Below are 19,959 nucleotides of genomic sequence, written 5' to 3'. Positions count from 1 at the left end.
CACCAGCACCACCAGCAGCACCAGCACCACCAGCAGTACGCAGCAGCACCAGCAGTACGCAGCAGCAGCCAAGAAGCATCACGCCGGCAGATCATGGGAAATGGAGAGACGATGACCGAGACGGTTTCCGCCGCACAGCAGGCAACCGGGAAGGGCCTGAAGATGGAGCGCGTCTTCAGCACCGAGGGTGTGCACCCCTACGACGCGATCAACTGGGAGCGTCGCGACGTCGTCCAGACCAACTGGAAGACCGGCGAGACCGTGTTCGAGCAGCGTGGCGTGGAGTTCCCGGACTTCTGGTCCGTCAACGCCTCGACGATCGTCACCACGAAGTACTTCCGCGGTGCCGTCGGCGCCGACAACCGCGAGCAGAGCCTCAAGCAGCTCATCGACCGCGTCGTCAGCAAGTACGTCGCCGCCGGCCGCGACTTCCACTACTTCGCCTCCGAGGCCGACGTGAAGGTCTTCGAGGAGGAGCTGACCTGGCTGCTGGTCAACCAGTACTTCTCCTTCAACTCCCCGGTCTGGTTCAACGTCGGCACGACCGCTCCGCAGCAGGTCTCCGCGTGCTTCATCCTCTCCGTTGACGACTCGATGGACTCGATCCTCAACTGGTACAAGGAGGAGGGCTTCATCTTCAAGGGCGGCTCCGGCGCCGGCCTCAACCTCTCCCGCATCCGCTCCTCCAAGGAGCTGCTGAAGTCCGGCGGCACCGCCTCCGGCCCGGTCTCCTTCATGCGTGGCGCCGACGCGTCTGCCGGCACCATCAAGTCGGGCGGCGCCACGCGTCGTGCGGCCAAGATGGTCGTCCTCGACGTCGACCACCCGGACATCGAGGAGTTCGTCGAGACGAAGTGGCGCGAGGAGGACAAGATCCGCGCGCTGCGCGACGCCGGCTTCGACATGGACCTCGGCGGCAAGGACATCACCTCGGTCCAGTACCAGAACGCCAACAACTCGGTCCGCGTGTCCGACGAGTTCATGCGCGCCGTGGAGGAGGGCAAGGAGTTCGGTCTCCGCTCGCGCTCCACCGGCGAGGTCATCGAGACCGTCGACGCCCGCGCCCTGTGGCGCAAGATCGCCGAGGCCGCGTGGGCCTGTGCCGACCCGGGCATCCAGTACGACGACACGATCAACGACTGGCACACCAACCCCGAGACCGGCCGCATCACCGCGTCCAACCCGTGCTCGGAGTACATGTCGCTCGACAACTCCTCGTGCAACCTGGCGTCGCTCAACCTGCTGAAGTTCCTCAAGGACGACGACACCTTCGACGGCGAGCGCTTCGCGAAGGCCGTCGAGGTGATCATCACCGCGATGGACATCTCCATCTGCTTCGCCGACTTCCCGACCGAGGCGATCGGCAAGACCACGGTCGACTACCGCCAGCTCGGCATCGGCTACGCCAACCTCGGCGCGCTGCTCATGGCGATGGGCCTCGGCTACGACTCCGAGGGCGGTCGCTCCATGGCGGCGACGATCACGTCGCTCATGACCGGCACGTCGTACCGCCGCTCGGCGGAGCTCGCTGCGATCGTCGGCCCGTACAACGGCTACGCCCGCAACGCCGAGGCGCACCAGCGCGTCATGCGCAAGCACCAGGCGGCCAACGACCAGGTCCGCACGCTGCACATCGCCGACGCCGAGGTCCACAAGCTCGCGACGGCCGAGTGGCAGAAGGTCGTCGACCTGGGCAAGACCAACGGCTTCCGCAACGCGCAGGCCTCGGTGCTCGCGCCGACCGGCACCATCGGCTTCATGATGGACTGCGACACGACCGGCATCGAGCCGGACTTCTCGCTGGTCAAGTTCAAGAAGCTCGTCGGCGGCGGCTCGCTCCAGATCGTCAACCAGACGATCCCGCGGGCGCTGAAGAAGCTCGGCTACAACGAGGAGACCGTCGAGGCGATCGTCGAGTACATCGCCGAGCACGGCCACGTCATCGACGCCCCGGGCCTCAAGACCGAGCACTACGAGGTGTTCGACACCGCGATGGGTGCCCGCGCCCTGAAGCCGATGGGCCACGTGAGGATGATGGCGGCCTGCCAGCCGTTCCTCTCCGGCGCGATCTCGAAGACGGTCAACCTGCCGGAGTCGGCGACCGTCGAGGAGATCGAGGACGTCTACATGGAGTCCTGGAAGCTCGGCCTCAAGGCGACCGCCGTCTACCGCGACAACTGCAAGGTCGGCCAGCCGCTGGCCGACGGTGGCGGCAAGGCCAAGAAGGACGCCGCCGACAAGGCTGCGGCTGACGCCGACGCCCAGGTCGTCGAGAAGGTCGTGGAGAAGGTCGTCTACGCCCCGACCCGCAAGCGCCTCCCGAAGTCGCGCGTCTCGCGAACCACGTCGTTCACCGTCGGTGGTGCCGAGGGCTACATGACCTCGGGTGCCCACGAGGACGGCTCGCTCGGCGAGGTCTTCCTCAAGCTCGGCAAGCAGGGCTCGACCCTGGCCGGTGTCATGGACGCCTTCTCGATCGCCACCTCGATCGGCCTGCAGTACGGCGTGCCGCTCGAGACCTACGTCGCGAAGTTCACCAACCTCCGCTTCGAGCCGGCCGGCCTGACCGACGACGCCGACGTCCGCATGGCGCAGTCGATCATGGACTACATCTTCCGCCGCCTGGCCCTGGACTACCTCGACTTCGACGCCCGCTCCGCCCTGGGCATCTACTCGGCCGAGGAGCGCCAGCGCCACCTCGAGACCGGCTCCTACGAGCCGCTCGAGATCTCCGAGGCGGACTCCCTCAAGACCGTCGAGCAGCCGGCCATCGCCGACCGCCCCGCCGTCGTCGAGAAGGAGACCGTGGTCGAGGCTGAGGTCGTCGAGCCCGCTGCTCCGGAGCGCGCTGCGAAGACCTCCGCCGAGCTGCTGGAGATCATCACCGGCACCGCCGTCGACTCGCCGCTCTGCTTCACGTGTGGCACGAAGATGCGCCCCGCTGGCTCGTGCTACGTCTGCGAGGGTTGCGGCAGCACCTCCGGCTGCAGCTGACGTACGTCGAGGCGCGCGGTGCTCCTGTGAGGGAGCGCCGCGCGCCTCCGCGCATTGTCGGTCCGATGCCGTTCCACACCTTCGGCGACATCCAGACGGCGGCGGAGTACATCGTCTACGCGATCCGCACGATGTACGCGCAGACCGGTCGCAAGGTGACGATCCTCGGCCACTCGCAGGGCGGGATGAGCGGTCGCTGGGCGCTGCGGTTCTGGCCCGACGTGCGCACCAAGGTGGCAGAGGTCATCGGCATGGCGCCGTCCAACCACGGCACCAGGGCGCTGCCCGTCTGCGGCGTCGCCAGCCTCACCACGTGTACGCCGGCGGTGTTGCAGCAGCAGGCCGACTCGACGTTCATCAAGGCGCTCAACTCGGGCGCGGAGACCTTCGCGGGCATCGACTACACGAACATCTACACCCGGCTCGACGAGGTCGTGATGCCCTACGCGTCGGGCGGCCTGACCACCGGCGCCGGACGCATCGCCAACATCGAGGTGCACTCGGTCTGCGCGGGCGACCCCTACGAGCACGTCATGATGGGCACGGTGTCGCCCGCCGTCTACGGCATCGTCATGGACGCGCTCGACCACAGCGGACCGGCCGTCGCGACCCGCGTCGACAGGAGCGTGTGCAAGCGGCTCTACATGCCGGGCATCAACCCGCTGGACGTGGTGTCGTTCGCGCCGCTGCTCACCGGCATCCCGTCGCTGGTCACCACGCCGGTGCCGCTGATGACGCTCTCGGGTGCGCCGATGCTGAAGGCGGAGCCGAAGCTCCGCTGCTACGCGTACGCCGCAGGCTGCTGACGCCTACGCGCCCGGCGGAGGCGTCAGCTCGTCCAGCAGCGTGCTGATCCGCTCACCCGAACGCCGGGCGCCGGTCACCAGCTCCTCCAGCGACGCGTCCTCGGCGAGGGCGGGCTCGGACTCGAGCAGCTCGACGTTGGCCAGCAGGGCGCTCAGCGGGTTGCGCAGGTCGTGGTTGACCTGGGTGACGAACGACGTCAGCCGCGCGCGGGTGCGGGCCAGCTCCCGTGCCTGGGCGCGGAGCTCGAGCAGGTCGACGACCCGGTCGGCCAGCACCGCGAGCATCTCGGGGGAGGCGAGCTCCTCGTGGGGCACGTCGTCGAAGGCGCAGAGCCGGCCGATGTGGACACCGCGCAGAGTGACGAGCGGCGCCGAGGCGTAGAACCGCACCTCGCCGATCTCGCCGGTGACGAAGGGGTTGGCGGCGAAGCGCTCGTCGCTGCGGGCATCGGGCACGACGACCGGCGCCGGCTCCGCGAGCACGGCCGCGCACATCGAGTCGGAGCGGGAACAGATCGCGGGGTCGAACCCGTGGGCGGCGACCTGGTGCTGCTCGTCGGCGCTGATCAGGTTGATCGCGACCTTGGGCACGCCGAGCACGCGGGCCGCGAGGGCCACGAGCTCCTGGAGGTCCTCGCCGGTGGGGGAGAGCGCGTCGAGCCGGTCGAGCTCGGCGACACGCTCCGCGTCGGAGGACGCGGCCATCACGAGTTCCCGTCGAGCCGGAAGCCCACGCCGCGCACGGTCGTGATCAGGCCCGGGAGGCCCGCGTCGTCGAGCTTCTGCCGCAGGCGCGCCATGGTCACGTCGAGGGTCTTGGTGGAGCCGAACCAGTTCTCGTCCCACACCGCGTCCATCACGGCCTCGCGGGTCACGACGGTGCCGCGGCGCTCGCAGAGGTGGGCGAGGAGGTCGAACTCCTTCCCGGTCAGGACCAGCTCGCGGTCGCGGACCCAGGTGCGGCGGGCCTCGCGGTCGACGCGGAGTCCTTCGGGGCTCACGGGAGCGGCAGGAGCCGGAGCAGCCGTCCTCGCCGTACGCCGGAGGACCGCGCGGGTGCGCGCATGGAGCTCGGCGAGCCCGAAGGGCTTGGCGAGGTAGTCGTCGGCGCCGACGTCGAGGCCGTCCACGCGGTCGAGCTCGGAGGAGCGGGCGGTCAGCATGAGCACACCGCCGTCGTAGCCGCTGGAGCGCAGCAGCCGGCAGACCTCGAGGCCGTCCATGTCGGGCAGGCCGAGGTCGAGGAGGACCAGGTCGATGTCACCGTCGGCAACTCGCGACAGCCCCTCGGCTCCGGAGGCCACACGCTCGACCGCGTGCCCCTCCCGGGCCAGTGCACGCAGGAGCGGACCGGCGACGTCGTCGTCGTCCTCCATCACGAGCAGGCGGGCTGGCATGGGCAGAAGCATAGGGAGCACACGGTCCCGACGGGTCAGAAGTCACGGTCCACCGTTCCCGTCTCCGTCGCCGGCATGCCTGCGCAGGCCGCACCGGTGGCGGAGGTCGCGGCGGTCGATGGCGTCCACACCATCGCGGAGGGGTTGCCGCCGCGCAGGCCGGTGCCGCTGGCGACGGATCCGAGGGTGACCACGACCTGCGTGGCCGGAGCGCCGTTCACGGTCACCTGGACCGCGGTCATGGTCGCGTTGAAGGTGATCGTCTTGCCGGACTTGGCGTACTCCTCCTTCAGGTTCACCGAGCCGAGCGGCAGGACGCTGCCGCTGCGCAGCACGTCGAGGGTGTCGCCCTTGTTGCCCAGGCCGAGCACGTTGCCGTCACGGAGCCGCAGCTGCACGGCGAGCGCGCTGCCGTTCCAGCCAGCGCTGATCGAGGTGGTCTGCAGCAGGCTGCTGTAGGTCAGCTGGAGCTGGTCGCCGGCGTCGAGCTTGCCGGCCGACGCGCCGCCGTTGACTGCCTGCACGTCGTAGGCCCGGAAGGGGCTGTTGTCGACGCGGCGGCTGCTGACCACGCTGGAGATCGTCGTGGCGCCGCGCCCGTCGAGCGCCACCGCCCGCAGGTCGTAGAGGCCGTCCGCCACACCGGTGGTGTTCCAGCTGCAGGAGTACGGCGACGTGGTGTCGGTGCACAGGTCGGTCCAGGTCGAGCCGCCGGCCGGAGCCCGCTGGATGACGACGTTCACGATGCCGCCGGTCGAGGAGGCGTTGGCGTTCACCGTGACGGTGCCGGTGAGGAAGGCGCCCGGGTCCTCGACGGAGACCGACGTGACCGAGTTGTCGACGACCCGGTTGGCGATCGTGGCGGAGGTGGCGGTGTTGCCCGCGAGGTCGGCGGCCACCGCCCGGAAGGAGTACGTCGCGTCGGCGAGCGCCGTCGTCGCGAATCGGCAGGTGGCGGTGTCGCCCGAGGTGCACGCCGGCGTCCAGGTGGAGCTGCCGGAGAGGGCGTACTGGAAGGTGACCGAGGCCAGGCCCGAGCCGGCGTCGGCGGCCGTGGCGGCGAGCGTGACGGTGCCGCGCAGGGGAGTGCCGGGGTCGGTCATGGTGACCGTCGGTGCGACGTTGTCGACGGTGACGTCGGTCCAGACGGCCGAGGCGTAGGTCGTGACGCCGACGACGGCGACGGCACGGAAGTCGTAGTCCTGGCTGGTGACGCCGATCGACGCCCAGCTGCAGGAGAGCGTGCTGCCCAGCCCGCTGCAGGCCGTCTTCCAGTTGTCGGCGCCGGCGACGGAGTACTCGATGCGCGTGGTCAGCGACAGGACGCCCGAGTTGTAGACGCGGGCCGCTAGCGGGACGGTGCCGCGCAGGGTGTCGCCCGGGTTGTCGAGCACGACGAGGAGGTTGTTGGCGACGACGGTGCTGACCGAAGACCACGTGGAGGCGTAGCCGGCGTTGTCCATCGCGCGGGCGCGGATCGTCCAGCCGCCGTCGGCGACCAGCTTCGTGTTCCAGCTGCACGTGTACGGCGCCGTGGTGACCGTGCAGAGCGTGCTCCAGGCGCCGCCGTTGGGCAGTGCCTCGAAGACCACGCTGGCGATGCCCGACTCGCCGTCGGAGGCGGTCGCGGTGAGTGTGACCGTGTCCTTGACCGGGGAACCCGGGTCAGCGAGCGTCGCCGTCGGCGGCGTCCAGTCGGAGGAGGCCTGCACCGAGGCCGTGGCGGAGGAGGTCGCGACGTACGTCGCCCCCGAGGTCGCCGGCATCCCGAGCGTCGCCGCCAGCAGCAGGCTGAGCAGCGAGAACAGGGCCAGGATGCGGTACACGGGTCTCCTCCTCGGAGTGGCGCAGCTCCGACGTGGAGCGTGGGTCAGGCGGCGGTCTGGGGGAGTCGGGCGTCGGTCTCGTCCCCTGCACGGGACCGACGCACGGCTCCCACCAGCTCCCATGCCGCGAAGAGGGCGACAGCCACGGCGGGCAGGCCGATCACGAACCGGCGCACCTGTGGGTCGGCGAGGGCGATGAGGGGCCACCCGGCGTACGGCACGTGCCAGGCGACGGTATTGACCGCAGGCTGCACGAGCTCGAACTTCCAGGGGTCCGGATCGGGGTTCGCGTCGCCCTGCGTGCGCAGGACGCGGAGTCCGTCGGGCGAGGTGCCGATCGAGATGATCCGGTGCGTCACGAGGGAGTCGGTCCCGGAGCCGGCGGGCGGCAGGTAGGTGATGATGTCGCCCACCTCCAGCCCGCCGACGGGGACCTCCCTCTCGAACACGATCGAGTACTTGTCGATCGTTCCGGTCATGGAGCCGCCCGTGATGACGTAGCGGTCGTAGCCGAGCAGCGCCGGGGCCACGAGGAAGAGGCCGGCGGCGAGCTCGAGGAGGAGGACGACCGCCCCGAGCCAGGCGGCCGGACGGCGGAGTGCGTTCGTCATCGGGGCTCCTGAGGAGGATTTCCGGAAGGGGGCGGCGCGAGGGGGGGGATGGGCGGCCCCCTTCCGGAGGATCACTGGTTGGTGGTGGCGCCGTCGAGCTGGATGGCGTCCCAGCGGTAGGTCGCGTTGGCGGTCTTGCCCTGGTCGGCGTTCGGGGCGTCCTGGACGAGCTTCACGGTGAACCGGTACTGGTGGGCGTCGCCCGCGGCGTACGTGCCGAGCTGCTGCGCGGCACCGTCGACGAGGCCGCCGAACGTGCCGTCGTACACCGTGGTGGAGCTGGTGACGTCGGTGATCGTGAGCTGCAGGTCGGCGCCGCTGGTGCCGCCGAAGCCGTTGGCCGAGGAGACCTCGGTGAGGCTGAACTTCGCCGGCAGGGAGCCGGTGTTCGTGAGCGTCAGGGTGCCGTTGACGGTGTCGCCGGGCTTGATGTTGGTCAGCGAGAAGATCGCGCTGCCGTCCTTCGAGTTGGTCTGCGTCAGCGTGCCGGCGGTGACGGCGCTGATCGTGTTGCCGGTCGTGGACGTGAACGTCGCACCCGAGCCGACCGCGATGCCACCGGCGATCGCGAGGGTGGCCAGGGGGACGAGGATCTTGGTGCGGTTGCTGCTGGACATTGGGGCTTCCCTCCCAGGTGTGGAGCGCTCTTCTGCGCTGGCGTTCTCACGCTATGAATGGGCGATCCACGAGTTCGCCACCCGAATCCCACAGGAGGGCAACGGTTCGGCAACAGGGAACTCCGGGCTGCCGGCACAGGGCCTGGGCCCGGGTGGCAGGGGGCCTTCCGACCTGTCCGATCGGCCAGACGGCCGTCACGGGGAGGGACGTGGAAGCGCCTGCGGAGGCGGGCGGTGGCGGCCTCTGCGCTGGGTCAGGCGCGCGTGCGGACGAGCTCGACCGCCGGGATGTCGGCCGGCGCCCAGGCGAGGCGGTCGAGCTCGGCCGGCGCGAGCCAGGCGAGCTCTGCGTGCTCGTGGGGAATCGGCTCGAGCACGGTCGCGTGCGTGGCGTCCGGGGTCGCCGCGAGGGAGCACCAGTAGGTGGTGAGGGTGACGGTGACCGCTTCGTAGGCGTGGGTGGTCGTGGTGACCTCGTCGCCGACCGTGACGGCGCAGCCGAGCTCCTCGCGGACCTCGCGTGCCAGCGCCTCCGTCGGGCTCTCGCCCGCCTCGACCTTTCCGCCCGGGAACTCCCACAGCCCCGCCTGGCTGCCCGGACCGCGCCGGGCACAGAGGACCAGCCCGTCGCGGACGATGACGGCGCCGACGACGGCGACGTGGCGGCGTACCGGCTCGGGGGTGGGCATGCGGGAAGGCTAGTTGTCCACAGTCGTACGCCGCCGCAGTGGCGCCGTGCTGTGGGTCGGCACAGGGTCGGACCATGGAGACACCGACGCTGCTGCCGCCCGACCAGATGCCACCGATCCGCGACCAGGCCGGTCTCGAGCGTCACTGGCGAGCGCTGATGGGCGAGCTCGGCTTCGGGCGACCACGGGTCTGGGTGCTGCTGACTCCCGCGAGACCGGGCGCTGATGGTGACCGAGATCGACGAGCTGCCGGTGCGGCCGGACGAAGGGGCCGTCGACGGGCTCCGGCACGTGTTCGGTTCGTTCGAGGGAGTGGAGGTGGCCTTGCTCCACTGCCGGCCGGGAGCGGCTCCGCTCTGCAGTGCTGACCGTGCCTGGGTGGGCGCCCTCGTGGCGGCCTCGCCGGTGTGGCCCGTGCACGTCGCCAACGACGTGGGGCTGCGCGTGGTCGCGCCAGACGACCTGCGCTGAGACTGGCCCCAGCCCCCTTTCTGTCCACAGAAAAGCCTCTCTGACCTGCGGAAACGTGTGGACCACCCATTGACATCGAACACATGTTCGAAGGACGATGGTCCCATGGACTTCTTCTCGGGGTCCGCGCATGAGCCGCCGTTGGTGGCGGCGGCGCATGCGCTGGACGAGCAGCTCAAGCAGGTGGCGGGCAATGACCCGACCTTCCTCAGCGTGCTCGAGAAGGAAGACCTGCTGCTGACGCTCCTGCACGTGAAGCGTTCGGTCGACGGGTTGCTGGTCGACACGCTCGCCGTGGCCGGTGACGTGGCCGACGAGCACGGTGCCCGCTCGGCGGGTGCCTGGCTGGCGGCGGCGTCGCACGAGGCGGCCGGAGTGACCGGAGTGCTGCAGCGCCTCGCAGCGGATGGTGCACGGTTCCCGGAGGTCGTGGCGGCGCTGCGGGCGGGGCGGATCTCCGTCGCGCATGCGGACGTCGTCGTCCGGGCTGTCGATGCGCTGGGGGCCGAGGTCTCGGCCGAGGTCCGGGCGGAGGCGCTCGGCCACCTGCTCGATGCGGGTGCCGACTTCAGTCCGAAGGAGCTGCGACGCCTCGGCGACGGGGTGCTGGCCGCGATCGATCCCGATGCGTTCGAGGACGCCGAGCGCGCCAAGCTCGAAGCCGAGCTGGAGAAGGCACGGGCCGCGTCGCGGCTCTCGTTCCGGCCGCTGGGCAACGGCGCGACCCGGTTCAGTGGGCAGGTGCCGGACGCGGTCGCTCAGCGGTTGCGGACCTGCCTCGAGGCGTTTTCCTCCCCGCGTCACGAAGCTGCTGCCGGATCCGGGTCGGGTGCGTCGCGGTACCTCGACCCGGTGACCGGTCGCCGGCTTCCGCACGACCGCGTGCTGGGCGAGGCGTTCGCGGCGTTCCTGGAGGCGGCGGACCCGGCAAGGCTGCCGATCCACGGCGGTGACGCGACGCAGGTGGTCGTGACGATCGAGTGGGAGAAGCTCCTCGCTGGTGTCGGGATCGGCATGGCTGATGGCGAGCCGGTCCCTGTCGGCGAGGTGCGTCGCCTGGCGTGCCAGGCAGGCGTGCTGCCGGTGGTGCTGGGCGGACGCTCCGAGGTGCTCGACCTGGGGCGTTCGCGGCGGTTGTTCAGCAAGGCGCAGCGGCGGGCGATGGCGGTCCGCCAGTCGACCTGCGGCTTCGAGGGCTGCGACGTGCCGGGGGAGTGGTGCGAGGCGCACCATCTGGATCCCTGGTCCAGCGGAGGGCCTACCGATCTCGCTCGCGGCATCCTGATCTGCCCCCGCCACCATCATGTCGTCCACGACGATCGGTATGCGGTGACCGCGCTGCCCGGCGGAGGGCTACGGGCGGTGCTGCGGCGCTGAGCTCTGCTGTGGAGAGGCACTTCCCGAGGTGGGGCGGGTCGGCCTACGGTGCTGCTGCGCGCCCTGGTCCGTGGGTGCGCGCCTTCTCGGGACTCAAGGACGGCCCTTCATGGCTCCTCATCGATTGACCGCCCCCGCCGTTGCGGTGGTGCTCGTGCTCGGACTCGCTGCCTGCGGCAACGACCCGAAGCCCTCTGCCTCGTCGGACGCGCCGACCCCGACGGTCTCTTCCTCGCCGACCGGCCCGGTGGCGCCGGTCCTGCCAGACCTGGCGCGGCGCAATGACGCCGTCGGCGCGAAGGCGTTTGTGAAGTACTGGTTCGCTGCCGTCACCTATGCCATGCACACCGGCGACACAGAACCCTTCATGGCTGTGTCGGTCAAGGAGTGCAAGACGTGTTCGAATCTCAAGAGGGAGATCGAAGCGATCTATGGTGACGGCCAACTCCGCGGTGGTGGCTGGGTTGTCCGCGCAGTTGAAGCTGATCCGAAGACAGAGCCGCCGCTCTATCGGTTCGCGGTCCGTGTCGAGCAAGCTCCGCAAGCTGTGATGAGCGGAAGGGAGCGCACCAGCGACCGACAGCCGCGTCAAAGGTTCTTGTTCTACGCCGGCGCGCGTTGGTCGGGCGGATTTGAATTCCTGGGGCTGGACCGACTCGATGGGTAGGCGCGCATCCTTTTGGCAGGGCGGCCAGCGATGGCTCCCGCTTCTGGTCTTCCCCGGGGCCTTCATTGCTGGCACGACAACTGCGTTCGGCGACGATGGGGCATCAGTGGAGGCGGGCCACGGTGACTTTGTGGCTGCTGCGGAGGATTACGGCGGTGGAACCGTTGCCAAGCCCGCCGGGAGTCCTTCGACGTCGATCAAAGACGATCAAGCACTGCCGGCGTGTGGGGCCGCCAACATCGACGCGGACTGCCGGCCGGTGACGTCCTGCGTTCCTCTGGCTGACTCGCCGACCGGCTACATGCTGCAGACGGTCTTCGCCTTCCAAGCCGGCACCACTGACTTCGAGTACGGCGGGCCCTGTACCCCCACTGCATCCCAGGCGGCCAAGCCGAGCCTCCCCTCACTGGTATTCCAGGCGTTCCGCCGTGTGCCGCTGCCGACCTCGGCCCTGCGCATCCAGCCGCCGAACGGCAAGACCCTCGTCGGCCTCGAGACGATCTTCTCCACGCGGGCGACGGCCTTCACGAAGACACTGACGCTGCTGGGCAAGCGGGTCGAGTTGCGCATCCGACCCACCGGCTTCACGTGGCACCACGGCGACGGCACCAGCCAGGCGACCGACTGGGCCGGCAAGGCGTGGCGCAACGGCAGCCCGGACATCGACGGCTACATCACCCACATCTACGGCCACACGGCGACAGTGCATCCCAGCGTCACGGTCACGTGGTCGGCGCAGTACCGGGTCGGCAGTGGCCCCTGGCAGGAGGTCGACGGGACGGTCACCCGCCAGGGGCCGGTCGCGACCCTGACGATCGTCGAGGGTGAGCCGGTCCTCAACGGCTACTGAGCCGCGTCCGGGGTTGCCGCATCCAGGGCCCCGGGACAGAGTGGCGGGGACCGGCGGCACTCGGGCCGCCGGCAGACCAGGAGTCCTTGATGCACCGGATCAGTGCCCTGTCCCGTTCGTCCGCCGCGGTAGGCCTCGCCACCGCCGCCCTCGCCTCAGTCGCCTTCAGCGGCACGGCGAGCCCCGCCCGCGCCGCTGCTGGCGGGGACGGCGGTCCGACCGCGAGCGCGCGAGCCGTCGTCGCCGCCGCGCTCGACCAGCTGGAGAGCCACCCGCGCACGGCGTTGCTCTCCGACGGCATCGGGTTCGTCGCGGGCCGCGTCCAGGCCGATGCCGACGGCAGTCGCCATGTGCGGCTCGACCGCACCTACCAGGGCCTGCCGGTCCGGGGAGGCGACCTGGTCGTCCATGAGGGACCTGGCGCGGCGTACCGGGGGACCAGTCAGACGCTCGCCGCTCCCCTCGATCTCCCGGTCGTGCCGACGGTGCCGCAGGCCGACGCCGAGCGCGCCGCGGAGGCCCGTGACGCCACGACGGCGCGGATCCGCGGCTTCGACGCCCGCGGTGCACGGCTCGTCGTCGACACCCTCGGAGGGGCACCGCGGCTCGCGTGGGAGGTCACCAGCGTCGGCAGGTACGTCGACGGCACACCCAGCTCCCTCCGGACGTACGTCGACGCCCGTACCGGCGACGTACTCCGTCGCGAGGAGAGGATCGAGACCATCGACGGCGACGGCGAGTCGCTGTGGTCGGGCCACGTCCCGCTGCAGGTGTCGCAGTCGGGCTCGTCGTACGTGCTGAAGGACCCGACCAGGGGTGGCACCTACACCGTGACGGTCGCCAACACCCAGGACGGTGCGCTCTGCGGCGGCCTGCTCAACCTCGGCGTCGGCTGCGCCAGGGAGGCCCAGCTGCCCAGCACGGACACGTCCTGGGGCGACGGCACGACCGGTAGCGCGGAGACGGTGGCCGTCGACGCGCAGTACGGCACGAATGCCACATGGGACTACTACGAGCAGGTGCACGGCCGCGAGGGGATCTTCGGCAACGGCACGGGCTCCTACAACCGGGTCCACTACGGCAAGAACTACGTCAACGCCTTCTGGGACGGCACGCGCATGACGTACGGCGACGGCAACGGCACGACGTACGGACCGCTGGTGTCGCTCGACGTGGCCGGCCACGAGATGTCCCACGGCGTCACGGAGCACACGGCCGGCCTGGCGTACTCGGGGGAGGCTGGAGGCCTCAACGAGGCGACGTCGGACATCTTCGGGACGATGGTCGAGTTCCACGCCGCCAACCCGTCCGACCCCGGCGACTATCTGATCGGCGAGCAGTTCGCGCTCAACGGCACCACGCCACTGCGCCGGATGGACGACCCCGCGACCGACGGCCACTCGGCGACCTGCTGGTCCTCGACCGCGAAGAGCCTCGACGTCCACTACTCCTCGGGTATCGCCAACCACTTCTTCTACGTGCTGTCCGAGGGCACCGGCGCGCGGACCATCAACGGCGTCGCGTACGACGCGCCGAGCTGCGATGGCACGCAGGTGGCCGGCATCGGTCGCGATGAGGCCGACCAGATCTGGTACCGCGCGCTGACCACCTACATGACCTCCGGCACGACCTACGCCGCTGCGCGCACCGCGACGCTCGACGCCGCCGCGGACCTCTACGGCCCGGCGAGCGTCCAGCACGGTGCGGTCGCAGCAGCCTGGGACGCCTCCGGCGTCCACTGACATGGGGGACGAGGCGGGGCCGGGCGACCGGCTCCGCCTCACGGCCCGGTCGCCCGGGCGATCCGGCGTCCACCGGCACGCGGGCTACGACGCCGTCGCCTGGTCGGGCGGCGGTCCTCCGTCGAGGTGACAGCGGTCACATGGACCCGTCACAATCGCATCCATGGAGTTTCTGGCCCCGTGGCTCTGGGCGCGCTACCGGGCCCACTACGCCGGGCTCCTGATCTTCCAGCTGCTCTTCTGGCCGGTCTTCGTGATCGGCATCGGGATGATCGCCTGGGCCATCTCGCTGCACCGCGGCATCGGCGACCTGCTCTACGTCGGCGGCACCTTCCTCATGGTCACCGAGCTGTGCGGCGCCATCTCGCTGCTCCTCTCGACCCGCGAGGCCCGGCTGATGCTCAACCGCTGGGGGCGGGGTGACCAGACCGACCCCCGGCGTACGCGCGCGGCGCTGAACCGGCTCGACCGGATCCCGCTGATCTACGGGCTGGCGGGCGGCCTGCCGATGCTGTTGGTCGCTCCGCTGCTCGGCAACGCCGTCGGGCTGAGCTGGCCGGTGAACCTCGCGATGGCCTTCTCGGCCCCGGCGCTCGTCATCGGCAGCGGCGTGCTCGGCTCCGTGATCGTCGAGGCCGCGCTCTGGCCGGTCCAGGCAGAGCTCGACGCGGTGCTGCGGGAGGACGCGCTGCGCGAGCCGCGCCGGGCCGTGGCGGCGCGCCTGCTCACGATCATCCTGCTCGGCAGCATCATCGGCTGCTGGGTCGTGGCCCTCGTCGTCTCCTACGCCCGCACTGACGCGCAGCAGTACGTCCTGGCGCCCCTGATCGCCCTTCCCTTCGCGGTGGGCACGGCGATCGTCCTCGCGCCGTTCGGTGTGGGTCCCGTGCTGCGTCCGGTCCGCGACCTGCGCGAGGGCACGGAGCGGGTCGCGCTCGGCATCCTCGACCGGCGCGTGCCGGTCACCAGTGACGACGAGTTCGGCCAGCTCGCACGGTCCTTCAACCGCATGCAGGCCGGCCTGCTGGAGCGGGAGCGCCTCCAGGCAGCCTTCGGCGCGTACGTCGACCCGATGCTCGCGCAGCGGCTGCTCGAGCGGGGCTCGGAGCTCTTCGAGGGCGAGGAGGTCGACGCGACGGTCGTCTTCATCGACGTCGTCGGGTTCACGGCGTTCTCCCAGGCCAGCACGGCGGCCGAGACCGTGGCACGGCTCAACGAGCTCTTCGGGATCGCGGTACCGATCCTGCGGGGGCACGGTGGCCACGCCAACAAGTTCCTCGGCGACGGCATGCTGGCGGTCTTCGGTGTCCCGGAGGCGCACGAGGACCACGCCGACCGCGCGGTCGCCGCGGCCACGGAGATCCAGGACGCCGTCCACGCCCGCTTCGGGGAGGACCTCACGGTCGGGGTCGGCATCGCCAGTGGCCCGGTCATCGCCGGCACCGTCGGAGGCGGGGGCAAGCTCGAGTTCACCCTGGTGGGCGACACGGTCAACGTGGCAGCGCGGATCGAGGAGATGACCCGGCTGACGGGTGACCCGATCCTGCTCGCGGACACCACGGCGAAGGCCCTCACCACTCCGGTGCAGCTCGAGGACCGCGGCGAGCGTGAGCTCCGCGGCCGCGCGGGCGGCGTGGCGATCCACGCCCTGACCCGCTGGTGACCGGTCGCCGCGCCCGGGGCTCGGCGCGCAGCCAGCCAGCCAGCCAGTCGGTCAGTCAGCCAGTCGGTCAGGCAGCCGTCCGGGCAGCGGCTCGCGCCGCGGTGGTCACTCGCAGAAGTCGCACTGCCCCGATGCGGGCAGCTGGGTGAAGCACGACGGGCAGAGCTTGATCTCCGGCTCCGGCTTGGCGGGTGCCTTGGGCGCGGCGGCCGGCGCCTTCGGCGTCCGGGAAACGGTGGTGCGCGGGGTCGCCGAGCGCGGCGAGCCGGGCACGCGCGTCGAGCCGCGCGTGGGCGCCGGGCGGTCGAGCTCGGAGGCGGACGCGACCGTGAAGCCGAGGTCGGTCAGCACCTTGACCCGGTCGAAGCCGATCGTGCTGGCGTCGAGCGTCGTGCCGGTCGCCTTTCCGTGCGCGAAGGCGAGCAGCGCGCGGTAGTCGTAGCGCTTGCCGCGCTCGACGAGCACGATGTCTCCGGTCTCGTCGAGGCCGTGCTGCTCCACGAACGCCTGGGCGCCTCCCTGGTCGTGGACCTTGATCGCGGTGAGGACGTGGATCCGGGTGACCAGGGCGAAGTTCTGCACATGCCAAGGCTAGGCGCACGCAGAGGTCGCGCGCACCACGGACCGCCCCGATCGCGGTGATGCTCACCACCCGTCGGGCGTCAGCCGAGGTGCGGGCTGCTCAGCAGCAGGGGACCGAGGGCGACCACGACAGCAGCAAGGCGGTGCACCACGACGACACAGCTCCACTCGACGGCCATGGACGGGAGGTTAGGGGCAGTAGGTGGTCGCCCGCAGGAGCCGTGACGAAAGTGCGCGGATGCGGCATGACCGGTCTGGACCGCTTGGTGTCGACGCCGCGTCACGTGCGCCCGCGGAGGGGCCGGATCAGCCGCGGTGGTGGGCGAGGAGCTGCTCCGCCAGGGCCGGGCCGGCGGCGATCAGCCCGGCCGGCGCGAGCACCTGCGCGTCCTCGCCGGCGACCAGCAGCAGCTGGCCGATCCGCTGCTCGACGGGCGGCAGGAGGGCGAGGTCGAGGGTGGCGGTGAGCTCGTCGTCGGTCACGACGTCGACCCGCTCGGCGTGGAAGTCGGCCGCCCAGCGGGCGCGGTGGGGGACCCGCACCCGGACGGTCGTGGTCGCGCGCTGGGCCTCGATCCGGGCGTCGACGTCCGCGGGAGGCTCGAAGGTCTCCTCCAGCACCTCCAGCGAGCGGATGTGAGCGAGCAGGTAGGTCCGCACGTCGCCGTCGACGCCGGCGTCGACCTCCCACCCCCGGCGGGTCTGGACCAGGCGCCACGGCTCGATGACCCGTTCGCGGACACCCTCGGACCAGGCCGCGGAGTAGGTGATCCGGACCCGCCGGTGGCCGTCCACCGCGGCCTGCAGGGGCTCGAGCGAGGAATGCCACGAATCGTGTGGGGTGGCGACCGCAGCGTCCGCGTCCAGGCCCCCGAGCATGGTCTGCGTCAGCACGGCGACCGCGCCGCGCAGCTCCTCGTCGTCGGGCCGGATCTCGAGCAGCGCGGTCGCGGCGGTGTAGATCAGCGCCAGCTCGGACGCATCGAGGTACTCGACGCCCAGCTCGTCCCACGGCTGCTCGCCGATGATCCGCACGACCTCGGCGTCGGCGGGGTCCGCGTCGGACCCGTCGGCGGCACAGAAGTCGATCGAGTCGGGGCGCTGGAGGCCGAAGAGCGCGTTGCGGGGCTCCGTCGCGTAGAAGGTCAGCAGGTCCTCGCGGAGCTCGTCGACGCTCGTGCCGACGGCATCGGCGAGCTGCCGCAGCGGCAGGCCGCCGGGACGTCCGGTCAGCAGGTCGAAGACCTCGGGCAGGCGGGCGAAGCGCTGGATGTACTTCGGGGCGGCCATCTCACTCACCTGCCATCGTCGCGAGCTCGGCGAGCAGCTCGTCGCGGAAGCCCTCCGGGCCCTCGACCCGCACGCGCGTGCCCAGCTGGTAGATCCGCGCCCGCATGGCCGCCCGGTGCGTCACGCGGTAGACGAGGAGAGCGTCCGCGCCCTCCTCGCTCTCCTCCACAGGGGCACCCAGCCAGCGGCGTACGTCGGCGGCGTACTGCTGCGGCGCACGGAGGGTCACCTCGACGGGGGAGTCGACCTCCCAGGCGAGCGGGTGCAGGCTCTCGGGCTCGGTGTCGGCGACGGGTGCCGCTGTGCCGGGGGCATCGGCGGCGACCTCGCTCATCCGGCTCACCACGAACCGCTTGACCACGGTGCTGCCGTCCTCGTTGCCGCGGAGGTACCACCGGCCCTGCTGCGTGCGCAGGGAGGCGGGGTGCACGACGCGGGGAGTGCCGGAGTACCGGAAGTGCAGCCGGGCCTTGCTGCGGACGGCGGCGACCACAGCGGTCAGCTCCGGCGCGTCGTCGGCCGTGACGGAGGCTGCCAGGGGCGCGGGCGCGGCGTCCTCGGGCAGGTCGAGCTGGTCGGCGAGGTCCGCGCGGTCCGCGAGGAGCACGGCGCGGCGCAGGGCGGCCTGCTGGCCGGGGGTGAGGCGGAGCTTGAGGCGGTTGTCGACGCTGGTCATCCGGAAGACGGCCGGGAGGCCCTTGGCGGAGACGTTCTCGATCCGCCAGCCGAGAGTGCGCAGGGCCTTGAGGTCACGGTTGAGGGCGGTGATGCCGTCGCCGGCGTCCTCCCACCCGGCCGACGCGAGCAGCTCCGTGGCGGGTACGCCCGCGCGACCACGGGTCCGCGCATCGTGGAGGAGCGCCATGAAGCCGATGATCCGCTCCATGGGCGCGCGCTGGTCCCGTCCGCCCTTCGTCACGCGGGCCATCCTGTCAGGCGAGGCTGCCCGGGTCGTCGGGAACGTCGACGGAGCACTGCTTGAGCGCCTCCAGCGGCACGACCTCGAGTGCCCTCTCGCTCGTGGCGGCGAGGACGACCGGGGCGGCGGCGCCGGCGGCGTACGCCTGGAGCCAGCGGGCCGCGACGACGCACCAGCGGTCGCCGGGCACCAGGCCGGGGAAGTGCCACTCAGGTCGCGGGGTGACCAGGTCGTTGCCCACCGACTGCTGGTGGGCGAGGAACTCGGGTGTCATGACGGCGCAGACCGCGTGGAGGCCGGCGTCGTGGGGGCCGCAGGCGCACGAGCCGTCGCGGTGGAAGCCGGTCATCGGGTCGGTGCCGCACTCCTCGAGCGGCCCGCCGAGGACGTTCCGCTCGACCGGGACCTGGAAGCTCATGCCTCGATCCTCGCCAGACGGGCACGCAGCAGCGGCGTGCGGTGGGCGTTGCCGTGCAGGGTCGCGTAGCGGTCGCCGAAGATCGCCAGCAGCGCGTCGTCGAGCTTGCGGACCGCGCCCGCGGGGTGGCGGTAGCCCATCCGCTCGTGGAGGGCCGCGCTGTCCACCGAGGCGAGCAGCGCACCGAGCTCGTCGAGGGAGGTGATGCCGAGCTCGAGCAGGAGGCCACTGATCCACCCGTAGTGGTCCGACCGTGACCAGCCGGCGTCGGTGTAGTGCGCCGACAGGAAGCTCGACAGCTCCTTCGCCGCGATCCGCGGGTCGCCCGACTCGTCGACGGCGCGGTGCTGCGGGACGCTGCGCTCGAGCTGCTCGCGGATCGCCGAGAACTCGCGGTCCGCGAGCTCGAGCAGGCCCGCCGCGAGGGTGAAGCGCCGGTCGAAGTCCGCCGAGTGCTCCTCGGGGATGGTGCCCTTGTAGCGGATGTCGTGCTCGAACTCCGCCCAGGCGTGCTGCAGCACCGTACGCACCTGGACCGACGCGTGGTGGGCGTCCTCGCCCCTCCCCAGCAACGCGTACGCCGGAGCCAGCTCGCGTTCTGGCGGGGGAGCGATCAGCAGGTGCCGGCTCGCGTAGCCGAAGCCGCCCAGCTGCGCCGTCTCGGCACCGAGGTCGCGGTCGTCGAGGATCGCGAACTCCTCCGCGAGCAGGTCGGCGACCGCGTCCACGTCGCGGTGGACGTAGGTGATCACGCGGACGCCGATCGCGTCGGTGATCTGCGCGGCCGGGTCGGCGTACAGCGGAGTGCCGTCGGGGCCGCTCCGGGCCGCCTTGCCGGCGAAGCTGGCGACGGTCTTCGTCCGCCCGGTCACGCTGAGGTAGTTGATGCCGGCGTCGTCGAGCAGGCTGGTCACCAGCTCGACCCACGCCGACGTCACGGGGACCAGCGAGGGCTGGCGTGCGGCGTACTCACGGACGGCCCGTGCGACCGGCTCGTGGCCGGCCGTCACCGGGGGTGTGCGCTCGGGCATGACCCGAGC

General features: G+C 71.2%; 19 protein-coding genes. 8 read left to right on the top strand and 11 right to left on the bottom strand.

All coding sequences use genetic code 11. The features are described from left to right. The first annotated feature begins 111 nt into the window (after positions 1-111). Positions 112-2,994 (top strand): vitamin B12-dependent ribonucleotide reductase, encoded by a 2,883-nt coding sequence (locus Q5722_RS04565; protein WP_305027028.1) that lies wholly within the window; start codon positions 112-114, stop codon positions 2,992-2,994. A gap of 65 nt (positions 2,995-3,059) precedes the next feature. Beyond that, positions 3,060-3,800 (top strand): esterase/lipase family protein, encoded by a 741-nt coding sequence (locus Q5722_RS04560; protein ID WP_305027027.1) that lies wholly within the window; start codon positions 3,060-3,062, stop codon positions 3,798-3,800. Between the two features lie 3 nt (positions 3,801-3,803). Here Q5722_RS04560 and Q5722_RS04555 read toward each other — a convergent pair whose 3' ends face one another. The 6 genes from Q5722_RS04555 to Q5722_RS04530 all read right to left on the bottom strand — a co-directional run bounded on the left by Q5722_RS04555 (position 3,804) and on the right by Q5722_RS04530 (position 8,940). After that, a complete protein-coding gene (locus Q5722_RS04555) occupies positions 3,804-4,505 on the bottom strand; it encodes a sensor histidine kinase (RefSeq protein ID WP_305027026.1) in 702 nt (233 codons plus the stop codon). Next, positions 4,505-5,197: a response regulator transcription factor gene (locus Q5722_RS04550; RefSeq protein ID WP_305027025.1), complete on the bottom strand. Its 693-nt coding sequence runs from the start codon at positions 5,195-5,197 to the stop codon at positions 4,505-4,507. Before Q5722_RS04550 ends, Q5722_RS04555 begins: the two co-directional genes overlap by 1 nt. 35 nt (positions 5,198-5,232) lie before the next feature. After that, positions 5,233-7,023, bottom strand: coding sequence for an Ig-like domain-containing protein (locus Q5722_RS04545; protein ID WP_305027024.1), 1,791 nt, complete (start codon positions 7,021-7,023; stop codon positions 5,233-5,235). 44 nt (positions 7,024-7,067) lie between these two features. Beyond that, positions 7,068-7,634: a signal peptidase I gene (locus tag Q5722_RS04540; RefSeq protein ID WP_305027023.1), complete on the bottom strand. Its 567-nt coding sequence runs from the start codon at positions 7,632-7,634 to the stop codon at positions 7,068-7,070. Between the two features lie 71 nt (positions 7,635-7,705). Then, positions 7,706-8,251 carry a TasA family protein gene (locus tag Q5722_RS04535; protein WP_305027022.1) on the bottom strand — a complete coding sequence of 182 codons (546 nt, stop codon included), beginning with the start codon at positions 8,249-8,251 and terminating at the stop codon, positions 7,706-7,708. A 254-nt stretch (positions 8,252-8,505) separates the two neighbouring features. Further along, complete coding sequence (locus Q5722_RS04530) at positions 8,506-8,940, bottom strand: (deoxy)nucleoside triphosphate pyrophosphohydrolase (protein WP_305027021.1); 435 nt, start codon at positions 8,938-8,940, stop codon at positions 8,506-8,508. 225 nt (positions 8,941-9,165) lie between these two features. On the opposite strand from Q5722_RS04530, the gene Q5722_RS04525 reads away from it, so the two are divergent. From Q5722_RS04525 to Q5722_RS04500, 6 genes are all read left to right on the top strand, one after another. Continuing rightward, the gene (locus Q5722_RS04525; protein WP_305027020.1) at positions 9,166-9,411 is read left to right on the top strand and encodes a hypothetical protein; all 246 of its coding nucleotides are present in this window, start codon (positions 9,166-9,168) and stop codon (positions 9,409-9,411) included. 105 nt (positions 9,412-9,516) lie between these two features. After that, complete coding sequence (locus Q5722_RS04520; RefSeq protein ID WP_305027019.1) at positions 9,517-10,788, top strand: HNH endonuclease signature motif containing protein; 1,272 nt, start codon at positions 9,517-9,519, stop codon at positions 10,786-10,788. 109 nt (positions 10,789-10,897) lie between these two features. Continuing rightward, positions 10,898-11,455 carry a DUF6318 family protein gene (locus Q5722_RS04515; protein WP_305027018.1) on the top strand — a complete coding sequence of 186 codons (558 nt, stop codon included), beginning with the start codon at positions 10,898-10,900 and terminating at the stop codon, positions 11,453-11,455. Positions 11,456-11,585: 130 nt separating this feature from the next. Continuing rightward, on the top strand, positions 11,586-12,305 hold the full coding sequence (locus Q5722_RS04510; protein ID WP_305027017.1) for a hypothetical protein: 720 nt from the start codon (positions 11,586-11,588) through the stop codon (positions 12,303-12,305). Positions 12,306-12,394: 89 nt separating this feature from the next. Next, on the top strand, positions 12,395-14,047 hold the full coding sequence (locus tag Q5722_RS04505; RefSeq protein WP_305027016.1) for a M4 family metallopeptidase: 1,653 nt from the start codon (positions 12,395-12,397) through the stop codon (positions 14,045-14,047). A 163-nt stretch (positions 14,048-14,210) separates the two neighbouring features. After that, positions 14,211-15,710 (top strand): adenylate/guanylate cyclase domain-containing protein, encoded by a 1,500-nt coding sequence (locus Q5722_RS04500; protein ID WP_305027015.1) that lies wholly within the window; start codon positions 14,211-14,213, stop codon positions 15,708-15,710. Between the two features lie 105 nt (positions 15,711-15,815). Here Q5722_RS04500 and Q5722_RS04495 read toward each other — a convergent pair whose 3' ends face one another. From Q5722_RS04495 to Q5722_RS04475, 5 genes are all read right to left on the bottom strand, one after another. Further along, positions 15,816-16,292, bottom strand: a complete 477-nt coding sequence (locus Q5722_RS04495; protein ID WP_305027014.1) for a ScoMcrA-related endonuclease — start codon at positions 16,290-16,292, stop codon at positions 15,816-15,818. A 306-nt stretch (positions 16,293-16,598) separates the two neighbouring features. Then, a complete protein-coding gene (locus Q5722_RS04490) occupies positions 16,599-17,582 on the bottom strand; it encodes a helix-turn-helix transcriptional regulator (protein WP_305028332.1) in 984 nt (327 codons plus the stop codon). 1 nt (position 17,583) lies between these two features. Continuing rightward, complete coding sequence (locus Q5722_RS04485) at positions 17,584-18,501, bottom strand: WYL domain-containing protein (protein WP_305027013.1); 918 nt, start codon at positions 18,499-18,501, stop codon at positions 17,584-17,586. A 13-nt stretch (positions 18,502-18,514) separates the two neighbouring features. Then, a complete protein-coding gene (locus Q5722_RS04480) occupies positions 18,515-18,919 on the bottom strand; it encodes a DUF2237 family protein (RefSeq protein ID WP_305027012.1) in 405 nt (134 codons plus the stop codon). Beyond that, positions 18,916-19,950: a GTP pyrophosphokinase gene (locus Q5722_RS04475; protein ID WP_305027011.1), complete on the bottom strand. Its 1,035-nt coding sequence runs from the start codon at positions 19,948-19,950 to the stop codon at positions 18,916-18,918. The genes Q5722_RS04480 and Q5722_RS04475 overlap by 4 nt, the downstream gene beginning before the upstream one ends. Between the last annotated feature and the right edge of the window lie 9 nt (positions 19,951-19,959).

The sequence above is a fragment of the Nocardioides jiangxiensis genome, assembly GCF_030580915.1.
In the GTDB taxonomy this organism is placed as follows: Bacteria; Actinomycetota; Actinomycetes; order Propionibacteriales; family Nocardioidaceae; genus Nocardioides; species Nocardioides jiangxiensis.
This window is presented reverse-complemented; position numbering and strand designations above follow the sequence as displayed.

What these genes read in the sequence shown, in the direction of transcription:
- Q5722_RS04505 (WP_305027016.1), top strand. Translation starts at nt 12,395, where the DNA reads ATGCACCGGATCAGTGCCCTGTCCCGTTCGTCCGCCGCGGTAGGCCTC.
- Q5722_RS04490 (WP_305028332.1), bottom strand. Translation starts at nt 17,582, where the DNA reads ATGGCCGCCCCGAAGTACATCCAGCGCTTCGCCCGCCTGCCCGAGGTC.
- Q5722_RS04530 (WP_305027021.1), bottom strand. Translation starts at nt 8,940, where the DNA reads ATGCCCACCCCCGAGCCGGTACGCCGCCACGTCGCCGTCGTCGGCGCC.
- Q5722_RS04565 (WP_305027028.1), top strand. Translation starts at nt 112, where the DNA reads ATGACCGAGACGGTTTCCGCCGCACAGCAGGCAACCGGGAAGGGCCTG.
- Q5722_RS04480 (WP_305027012.1), bottom strand. Translation starts at nt 18,919, where the DNA reads ATGAGCTTCCAGGTCCCGGTCGAGCGGAACGTCCTCGGCGGGCCGCTC.
- Q5722_RS04475 (WP_305027011.1), bottom strand. Translation starts at nt 19,950, where the DNA reads ATGCCCGAGCGCACACCCCCGGTGACGGCCGGCCACGAGCCGGTCGCA.
- Q5722_RS04540 (WP_305027023.1), bottom strand. Translation starts at nt 7,634, where the DNA reads ATGACGAACGCACTCCGCCGTCCGGCCGCCTGGCTCGGGGCGGTCGTC.
- Q5722_RS04550 (WP_305027025.1), bottom strand. Translation starts at nt 5,197, where the DNA reads ATGCCAGCCCGCCTGCTCGTGATGGAGGACGACGACGACGTCGCCGGT.
- Q5722_RS04515 (WP_305027018.1), top strand. Translation starts at nt 10,898, where the DNA reads ATGGCTCCTCATCGATTGACCGCCCCCGCCGTTGCGGTGGTGCTCGTG.
- Q5722_RS04555 (WP_305027026.1), bottom strand. Translation starts at nt 4,505, where the DNA reads ATGGCCGCGTCCTCCGACGCGGAGCGTGTCGCCGAGCTCGACCGGCTC.
- Q5722_RS04525 (WP_305027020.1), top strand. Translation starts at nt 9,166, where the DNA reads ATGGTGACCGAGATCGACGAGCTGCCGGTGCGGCCGGACGAAGGGGCC.
- Q5722_RS04500 (WP_305027015.1), top strand. Translation starts at nt 14,211, where the DNA reads ATGGAGTTTCTGGCCCCGTGGCTCTGGGCGCGCTACCGGGCCCACTAC.
- Q5722_RS04560 (WP_305027027.1), top strand. Translation starts at nt 3,060, where the DNA reads ATGCCGTTCCACACCTTCGGCGACATCCAGACGGCGGCGGAGTACATC.
- Q5722_RS04535 (WP_305027022.1), bottom strand. Translation starts at nt 8,251, where the DNA reads ATGTCCAGCAGCAACCGCACCAAGATCCTCGTCCCCCTGGCCACCCTC.
- Q5722_RS04520 (WP_305027019.1), top strand. Translation starts at nt 9,517, where the DNA reads ATGGACTTCTTCTCGGGGTCCGCGCATGAGCCGCCGTTGGTGGCGGCG.